Raw genomic sequence first — 7,758 nt, 5'->3', positions numbered from 1 at the left:
GCCCGCGGGGGCGCCCCGGACGACGGCTGGGCGATGACGCGCGGAGTGGCCGCGTCGCCGTCCTGACTGCTCACGGCGGCGGTATCGGGGCCCGATGGCACGGTCGTGGCCTTCCTGCAGATCGAGCGGTACTGAGGTGACGGTACCTCGAATACCGCGCGCGGCAGTGGTCGCAGCGGTGTTCAGCACGCTGCGGGACCGGGGCCCGGTGCCCTTCGGGCCGACCTGGGACCCGCTGGCTGCGGGTCGACCGAGAGCCGTTGTCTACTGAGCAACCGGGCCCCACCCGGGTCGCACCAGCCGGCCGGACGAACCCTTCCGCCCCCGTGCCGCGGGCGCTGGACCTGGCTCCCAGTGACGGGGCGCCCTATGGCGGCGCCCCACCCTCTGGCCCAGCGGCGTTCGACGACTGCGCGGAAAGAGCGCCGGCCGGACGTCCTGTGGTGGACCCGGCCGAACCTACCGTCCGCCGACCGCCGCCTGTCAACACTCGTGTGACCTGGGGTTTCTCAGGAAAACTCCAGGTCAGTGCCAGCCTGGCCGCCGTGGGCGACCGACGCAGCGCACGTCGTTCGGCGGTATGCGGCGGGCCGCGGGATCACTCGTTCAGCCGGTCGTACACGATCTGCCCGGCCACCACGGTACGCAGGCACTCGGGCACCGGTGTTCCGGGGGTGAGGTCCGGCAGCCCGGGCGTGGCGGCCCGCGGGTCGGTGGACCAGCGGGCGATCCGGTCGTCGGGGGTCTGGATGATCAGCTCCCCGGTCCGCCACACCGCGTAGTCGGCGGGCGCGCCTGGCACCAGGGCGCCCGCGTCGTCCCGGCCGATCGCCCGCCAGCCGCCCCGGGTGTGCGCGGCGAACGCGGCCCGGACCGAGACCCGGTGCCCGGGCGTGCGGTGGAAGGCGGCGGCGCGCAGGGTGCCCCACGGGTCGAGCGGGGTGACCGGCGCGTCGGAGCCGAGCGCCAGCGGCACGCCGGCGCGCAGCAGGGCGGCGTACGGGTTGAGGGTGCGGGCCCGCTCGGCGCCGAGGCGCTGGGCGTACATGCCCTCCTCGCCGCCCCAGGCCGCGTCGAAGGCGGGCTGGACGGAGGCGGTGAGGGCGAGTTCGGCGAAGGCGGCGATGTGGTCGCCGGTGAGCAGCATGGCGTGTTCCACGCGGTGCCGCAGCGCCCGCACCCGGGTGAGACCGACCTGCTCGGCCGCGGCGCGTACGCCCTCGGTGACGGAGGTGAGCGCCGCGTCGCCGATGGCGTGGAAGCCCGCTTGGAGGCCGGCCTCGGTGCAGGCGGCGACGTGGGCGGCGATGGTGCGCGCGTCCAGGTGGGCGGTGCCGGTGTGGTCGGCGTCCTGGTAGGGGGCGTGCAGATGGGCGGTGTGGGAGCCGAGGGAGCCGTCGGCGAAGAAGTCGCCGCCGGCGCCGGTCGCGCCGAGTTCGCGCACCCGGGCGGCGTCCTTGGCGCCGGTGACCAGCTCGCCCCAGTAGCCGACGACCCGCGGCCCCGGCTCGGCCCCGGCCAGGGCGAGCAGCGCGGTGAAGTCGTCCTCGCTGGAGATGTCGGGTCCGGCGCACTCGTGCAGGGTGCCGATGCCCAGCGCGGCGGCGCGGCGCAGGGTGGCCCGCTGGGCGTCGGCGCGCTGCGCGTCGGTGAGGGCGTCGTCGGCGGCGTGCCGCACCGCGTGGTGGGCGTCGCCGGTGAGCGGTCCGTCCGCGCGGTAGCCGGCGAGCGCGGTGACGCCGGGCACCAGGTCGAGCAGCGCGGTCGTCGCGAGCGCGGAGTGCGCGTCGACGCGGCTGAGGTAGAGCGGGCGGTGCCCGGCGGCCTCGTCGAGTGCGGCGCGGGTGGGCGGACGCCCGCCGGGCCAGCCCGAGGCGTCCCAGCCGTGGCCGAGCAGCACCGCGCCCGCGGGGCGGTCGGCGGCGTACGCGCGGATGCGCTCCAGGGCCTCGGCCGGGGTGGCGGAGCCGGTCAGGTCGAGGCCGGTGAGCGCGAGTCCGGTGGCGGTGGTGTGCACATGGGCGTCGGTGAAGGCGGGGGTGACGAGGGCGCCGTCGAGGTCGACGACCTCGTCGGCGGTGGCGGCGAGCGAGTCGGCGGCGCCCTCGGAGCCGACCCAGGCGACGCGGTCGCCCTCGACGGCCATCGCGGTGGCGAACGGGTCGGCGGGGCTGTGCACCTCGCCGCGGCGCAGCAGGACGGTCCGGGGACGTCCCGGGGTGGAGCTGTCGGTCATGGGCTCCAGTCTCCCCGGTGCGGGGGACGGGCTCAGATCCGGGGCGGGCGGGCCTCGTACGGGGTGGAGAGGACGACGGTGGTGCGGGTGGAGACGCCGGCCAGCGAGCGGACCCGGGCGAGCAGGTGTTCCAGTTCGATGGGGGTGGCCACCCGGACCTTCAGGATGTAGTTCTCGTCGCCGGCGACGCTGTGGCACGCCTCGATCTCGGGGACCTCGGCGAGGCGTTCGGCGATGTCGTCGGGGGCGCTGGGGTCGAACGGTTTGACGGAGATGAACGCCGTCAGCGCCAGGTCGATGGCCTGGGGGTCGACGATGGCGCTGTAGCCGCGGATGACGCCGCGCTGCTCCAGGCGGCGGACCCGCTGGTGCACGGCCGAGGTGGAAAGCCCGGTGGCCTTTCCGAGGTCCGTATAGCTCATCCGCCCGTCCTTGACGAGCAACTCCACGATCCGGCGATCCAGTTCCTCCACGGTGCGTAACCTACCGGACGCGGGCGGGCCCGGGGGCCGCCGCGGAGCGGGAGGTAGGGTGCGGGGGTGTCTTCCGCTATCGAACTGGTGATCTTCGACTGCGACGGGGTGCTGGTGGACAGCGAGCCCCTGGCGCTGCGGGTGTGTGTGGAGCTGGGCGCCCAGCTGGGCTGGCCGCTGACCGAGCGGGAGATCGTCGACCGCTTCCTGGGGCGCTCGGAGCGTTCGGTGACCGCGCAGGTCGCGGAGCGGCTGGGCCAGGAGGCGGCGGCCCGGTGGAACGCGCTGTACCGGGCCCGGCTCGCGGAGGCGATCGACACCGAGCTGCTGCCGGTGCCGGGCGTGGTGGAGGCGCTGGACGCGATCGTGCTGCCCTCGTGCATCGCCTCCAGCGGTTCGCACGAGAAGATGCGCCGCACGCTGGGCCGCACCGGGCTGCGGGAGCGGTTCGAGGGGCGGATCTTCAGCGCCTCCGAGGTGGCGCGCGGCAAGCCGGAGCCGGATCTGTTCCTGCACGCGGCCGAGCGGCTCGGGGTGGACCCGGCGCGCTGCGCGGTGGTGGAGGACAGCCAGTACGGGGTGCGGGCGGCGCGGGCGGCCGGGATGCGGGCCTTCGGGTACGCGGGCGGGCTGACCCCGGCGGAGTGGCTGGCGGGGGCGGACACGGTGGTGTTCGAGGACATGCGGAAGCTGCCCGAGCTGCTGCGGGCCGCGGCGCGGGGCTGAGCGCCTGGGGCTGAGCGCGGGCGGGGACGACCGCGCGGCTGCCCTCGGGGGATGATGCCGCATCCACCGATCGGGGGATGCGAGGTCTGGCCCGGCGGGCGATGTGGCCGGGGTGGTGGCCGCGGAACCCTGGGGCCATGGCGATCATCGAGGTCAGCGGGCTGCGCAAGCGATACGGCGGCAGGCCCGTGGTGGACGGGGTCACGTTCTCCGTCGACGAGGGGGAGATCTTCGGGATCCTCGGTCCCAACGGCGCGGGCAAGACCACCACGGTGGAGTGCGTCGAGGGGCTGCGGGTGCCCGACGAGGGCCGGGTCCGGGTCGCGGGTCTCGACCCGCTGGCGGACCGCCGGGAGGTCACCGAGCTGCTGGGGGCGCAGCTCCAGCAGAGCGCGCTCCAGCCCAAGATCACGGTGCGGGAGGCCCTGGAGCTGTACGCCTCGTTCTACCGGCGGCCGGCCGCGTGGCAGCCGCTGGCGGAGCGGCTGGGGCTGGCGGAGCGGCTGGACGTCCGGTTCGCGAAGCTGTCGGGTGGTCAGCAGCAGCGGCTCTTCATCGCGCTGGCGCTGATCGGCAGTCCCCGGGTGGTGGTGCTCGACGAGCTGACCACCGGGCTCGATCCGCACGGCCGGCGCGAGACCTGGCAGCTGATCGAGGAGGTGCGGGACTCGGGGGTCACCGTGCTGCTGGTGACGCACTTCATGGAGGAAGCGCAGCGGCTGTGCGACCGGGTGGCGGTGATCGACGGGGGCCGGGTCGCCGCGCTGGACACGCCGGACGGGCTGATCGGGCGCTCGGCGGCGTCCACGGTGATCTCCTTCGTGCCGTCCCGGCCGCTGAGCGACGACGAGCTGGCCGGGCTGCCGCTGGTGCGCTGGGAGCGGCGCAAGGACGACCGGCTGGTGATCGAGGGCGACGACGCCTCCGCCAACGCGGTCATCGCGCTGCTGGCCCGGCAGCGGATCGCGGTGCGGCACCTGCGCGTCACCGACGCCACTCTGGACGACGCCTACCTCGGGCTGACCGCCCACGCGAAGGAGAGCTGACATGGCGACCACTCACGCGCCCCGCGCGTCACGGGCGGTGCTGAGGAGCGAGTTCCGGCTGTTCACCCGGGAGCCGGGGGCGATCTTCTGGATCCTCGTCTTCCCCACCGCGCTGACCGCGATCCTGGGGCTGATCCCGGCGTTCCGTGAGGCGAGCGAGGACCTGGACGGCCGGCGGGTGATCGACCTGTACGTACCGGTGGCGGTGCTGCTGTCGATGATCGTGGCCGGGGTCCAGTCCATGCCCGCGGTGCTCTCCGGCTACCGGGAGCGGGGCATCCTGCGCCGGCTGTCGGCGACCCCGGCCCGGCCGCAGAGCCTGCTGACGGCGCAGCTGGTGCTGCACGGGACGGCGGTCGCGGTGTCGGTGCTGCTGGCCCTGGTGGTCGGCCGGCTGGCCTTCTCGGTGCCGCTGCCGGACCAACTGGCGGGCTATCTGCTCGCGGTGCTGCTCACCGGGGCCGCCGCGCTGGCGCTGGGAGCCGTCATCACGGCCCTGTCCCGGACGACCAAAATCGCGCAGACTGTGGGGACGGTCGTCTTCTTCCCGGCGATGTTCACCGCCGGGGTGTGGCTGCCGGTGCAGACCATGCCGGACGCCTTGCGCGAGATCGTGCAGCTCACCCCCTTCGGTGCCGCCTCCCAGGCCCTCGACCAGGCGGCGACCGGGGCGTGGCCGGCCTGGTCGCATCTGGGGGTGACGGCGCTGTGGGCGGTGGTGCTGACGGCCGTGGCGATCCGCCGGTTCCGCTGGGAGTAGCGGTGAGCGGGTGCGGGGGCCGCAGCTGCAGGAATCCATGCGGAAGGGCATGACAGTGACCCGGATGACGGTCGAGGAAGGCTGGCAGCGGTGGTACCGCTGGGCGCCCTACGGGACGCTCGGGCTGAGTTCGCTGATGGCACTCCTCACGTACGGGGTCATCACCACGGCCCGGGGGCTGTACGCGGGGGCGGTGCTGCTGGCCGCCGCGCTCGCCCTCCAGCTGTGGCGGGGCCGTACGCTGCGGCGCGGTGACCCGCCGGGGGCGGTGTCCGGCCAGGTGTACTTCTGGACCAGGACCGCGCTCGCCTTCGCCTTCAACTGGGTGAACCCGCTGTTCGGTATCTACGCGGTGCTGGGGTACTTCGACGCGGACCGGCTGCTGCCCCGGCGGGCCGTGCGGGCCGGGCTGCTGACGACGGCGGTCATCATGGCCGGCTCCAACATCGGGGGGTTTCCGCTCCAGGACGCGATGGGCTGGGTCATGTTCGCGGCGCTGTTCGCGCTGCACGGCTCGCTCACCCTGGTGTTCGGCCATTTCGCGGAGCGGGAGGAGGAGCGCAGCCGGGCGAGGGCTGCCGCCATCGAGGAGCTGGAGCGCACCAACACCCGGCTGGAACAGGCCCTGCGGGACAACGCCGCCCTGCAGAACATGCTGGTGGTCCAGGCGCGCGAGGCCGGTGTCACCCAGGAGCGGCAGCGGCTGGCCGCCGAGATCCACGACACCATCGCCCAGGGGCTGACCGGGATCATCACCCAGCTCCAGGCGGCCACGGCGACCAGCGACGAGGCCACCTCCCGGGCGCATGTGGCACGGGCCGCGACCCTGGCCAGGGCCAGTCTGGGCGAGGCTCGCCGCTCCGTGCAGAACCTGGGCCCCGGGGCGCTGGAGCACCACAGCCTGCCCGAGGCGCTGAAGAAGGCGGTCGACGGCTGGACGGAGGAGTTCGCGGTGCCCGCCACCTTCACCATCACCGGCACCGTGGAGCCGCTGCACGAGGAGGTCGAGGCGACATTGCTGCGGATCGCGCAGGAGGCCCTGGCCAACGCCGGGCGGCACGCGGGGGCGGGCCGGGTCGGGGTGACCCTGTCCTACATGGACGACGAGGTGACGCTGGACGTCCGCGACGACGGCCGGGGGTTCGATCCGGCGGCGCCCCGGTCCCCGGGCCGCCCCGGCGGCTTCGGCCTCGGCGGCATGCGGGCGCGCGCGGCGCGGCTGGCCGGCACGGTGGACGTCGAATCCGAGCCCGGCCAGGGCACGGCGGTCTCCGCTCGCGTACCGTTGGTCCGCCATGGCTGATCACCTCCCCATCTCCCTGCTGATCGTGGACGACCACCCGGTCGTCCGGGACGGACTGCGCGGCATGTTCGCCGCCTCCCCCGACTTCACGGTGCTCGGCGAGGCGGCGGACGGGCCCGCCGGGGTGGAGCTGGCCCAGCGGCTGGCGCCCGATGTGGTGCTGATGGATCTGCGGATGCCGGGCGGCGGCGGGGTCGCGGCGATCCGTGAGCTGGTCCGCCGCCGGCTGGGCAGCAAGGTGCTGGTGCTCACCACCTATGACACCGACTCCGACACCCTTCCGGCGATCGAGGCGGGGGCCACCGGCTATCTCCTCAAGGACACCCCGCGCGACGAGCTGTTCGCGGCGGTGCGCGCGGCGGCGGAGGGCCGCACCGTGCTCTCCCCCGCGGTCGCCACCCGGCTGGTCTCCCGGGTGCGCGAGCCGGTCGGTGAGGCGCTGAGCACCCGGGAACGCCAGGTGCTGGGCCTGGTCGCCAAGGGCAGCTCCAACCGGGAGATCGCGGCCGAACTGTTCATCAGTGAGGCGACGGTGAAGACGCATCTCGCCCACCTGTACACCAAGCTGGGCGTCAATGACCGGGCGGCGGCGGTGGCCACCGGCTACGAACGGGGCATCCTGGGCTGACCACCGGGCCAGGCCCCGCCACGGGACGTCGGGAGCGGAACGCCCGGCGGAGACCGGCGTACCCGGCCCGCCGCTCACGGCGGGGCAACCGGGCCCAGCCCGGTCCGCACCCCCGCCGGACCCCGGCCTGCTTGCCCGGCCCGCTCCCGCCGGGACCACCCATCGCCGTGCAGACACCGGAACGGCGCCGGTTCACCCCGCCACCAGCCCCCGCGCTCCCGTCCGGCCCATCCGCCGGAACCGCCCACCGCCGAGCAGGGACCGGCTCACCCCGCCACCAGCTCCCGGCACGCTGTGTCCGGCCCACCCGCCGGGCGGGCGTGGGCCGGGTGGGCGCGGCAGGAACGGCGGCGGTTCAGACGGTCGCCGGCTCCAGGCGGGCTCCGGCCGCCATCCGCTCCGCGGCCTCGCCCAGTTGCCGGGCGAGCGCGAGGCCGTCCGGGGCCAGGACCGTGGCCAGCACGCCGGGGCCCGGCAGCGGGGCCAGCACGGCGGCCGGGCCCGGCAGGGCCACCGCCACCGGTTCCTTCCACCGCTCCGGGTCCACCACCAGCAGCTGGCCCACCGCCCGGTGGTCGCCGAGGAC

General features: G+C 75.0%; 7 protein-coding genes and 1 pseudogene. 5 read left to right on the top strand and 3 right to left on the bottom strand.

Translation table 11 applies throughout. From position 1 onward, the window contains the following. Positions 1 to 598: 598 nt before the first annotated feature. Positions 599 to 2,236, bottom strand: coding sequence for an amidohydrolase (locus ACFV5N_RS21755; RefSeq protein WP_385602358.1), 1,638 nt, complete (start codon positions 2,234 to 2,236; stop codon positions 599 to 601). Between the two features lie 32 nt (positions 2,237 to 2,268). Beyond that, positions 2,269 to 2,709, bottom strand: a complete 441-nt coding sequence (locus ACFV5N_RS21750; protein ID WP_385602355.1) for an Lrp/AsnC family transcriptional regulator — start codon at positions 2,707 to 2,709, stop codon at positions 2,269 to 2,271. A 66-nt stretch (positions 2,710 to 2,775) separates the two neighbouring features. Between ACFV5N_RS21750 and ACFV5N_RS21745 the strand changes: the two genes are divergently transcribed. From ACFV5N_RS21745 to ACFV5N_RS21725, 5 genes are all read left to right on the top strand, one after another. After that, positions 2,776 to 3,435, top strand: a complete 660-nt coding sequence (locus tag ACFV5N_RS21745) for an HAD family hydrolase (protein WP_385602352.1) — start codon at positions 2,776 to 2,778, stop codon at positions 3,433 to 3,435. A 137-nt stretch (positions 3,436 to 3,572) separates the two neighbouring features. After that, positions 3,573 to 4,481, top strand: a complete 909-nt coding sequence (locus ACFV5N_RS21740; RefSeq protein ID WP_385602349.1) for an ABC transporter ATP-binding protein — start codon at positions 3,573 to 3,575, stop codon at positions 4,479 to 4,481. A gap of 1 nt (position 4,482) precedes the next feature. After that, on the top strand, positions 4,483 to 5,241 hold the full coding sequence (locus tag ACFV5N_RS21735; protein ID WP_385602346.1) for an ABC transporter permease: 759 nt from the start codon (positions 4,483 to 4,485) through the stop codon (positions 5,239 to 5,241). Between the two features lie 64 nt (positions 5,242 to 5,305). Beyond that, entirely contained in the window at positions 5,306 to 6,544 is a 1,239-nt protein-coding gene (locus tag ACFV5N_RS21730) for a sensor histidine kinase (protein ID WP_385602344.1), read from the top strand. After that, positions 6,537 to 7,172: a response regulator gene (locus ACFV5N_RS21725; RefSeq protein ID WP_385602341.1), complete on the top strand. Its 636-nt coding sequence runs from the start codon at positions 6,537 to 6,539 to the stop codon at positions 7,170 to 7,172. Before ACFV5N_RS21730 ends, ACFV5N_RS21725 begins: the two co-directional genes overlap by 8 nt. A gap of 355 nt (positions 7,173 to 7,527) precedes the next feature. Here ACFV5N_RS21725 and ACFV5N_RS21720 read toward each other — a convergent pair. Beyond that, positions 7,528 to 7,758 (bottom strand): annotated as a pseudogene (locus ACFV5N_RS21720) (urease accessory protein UreD); the annotation flags it as partial.

It is taken from the genome of Streptomyces sp. NPDC059853, from assembly GCF_042731495.1.
GTDB lineage: Bacteria > Actinomycetota > Actinomycetes > Streptomycetales > Streptomycetaceae > Streptomyces.
This window is presented reverse-complemented; position numbering and strand designations above follow the sequence as displayed.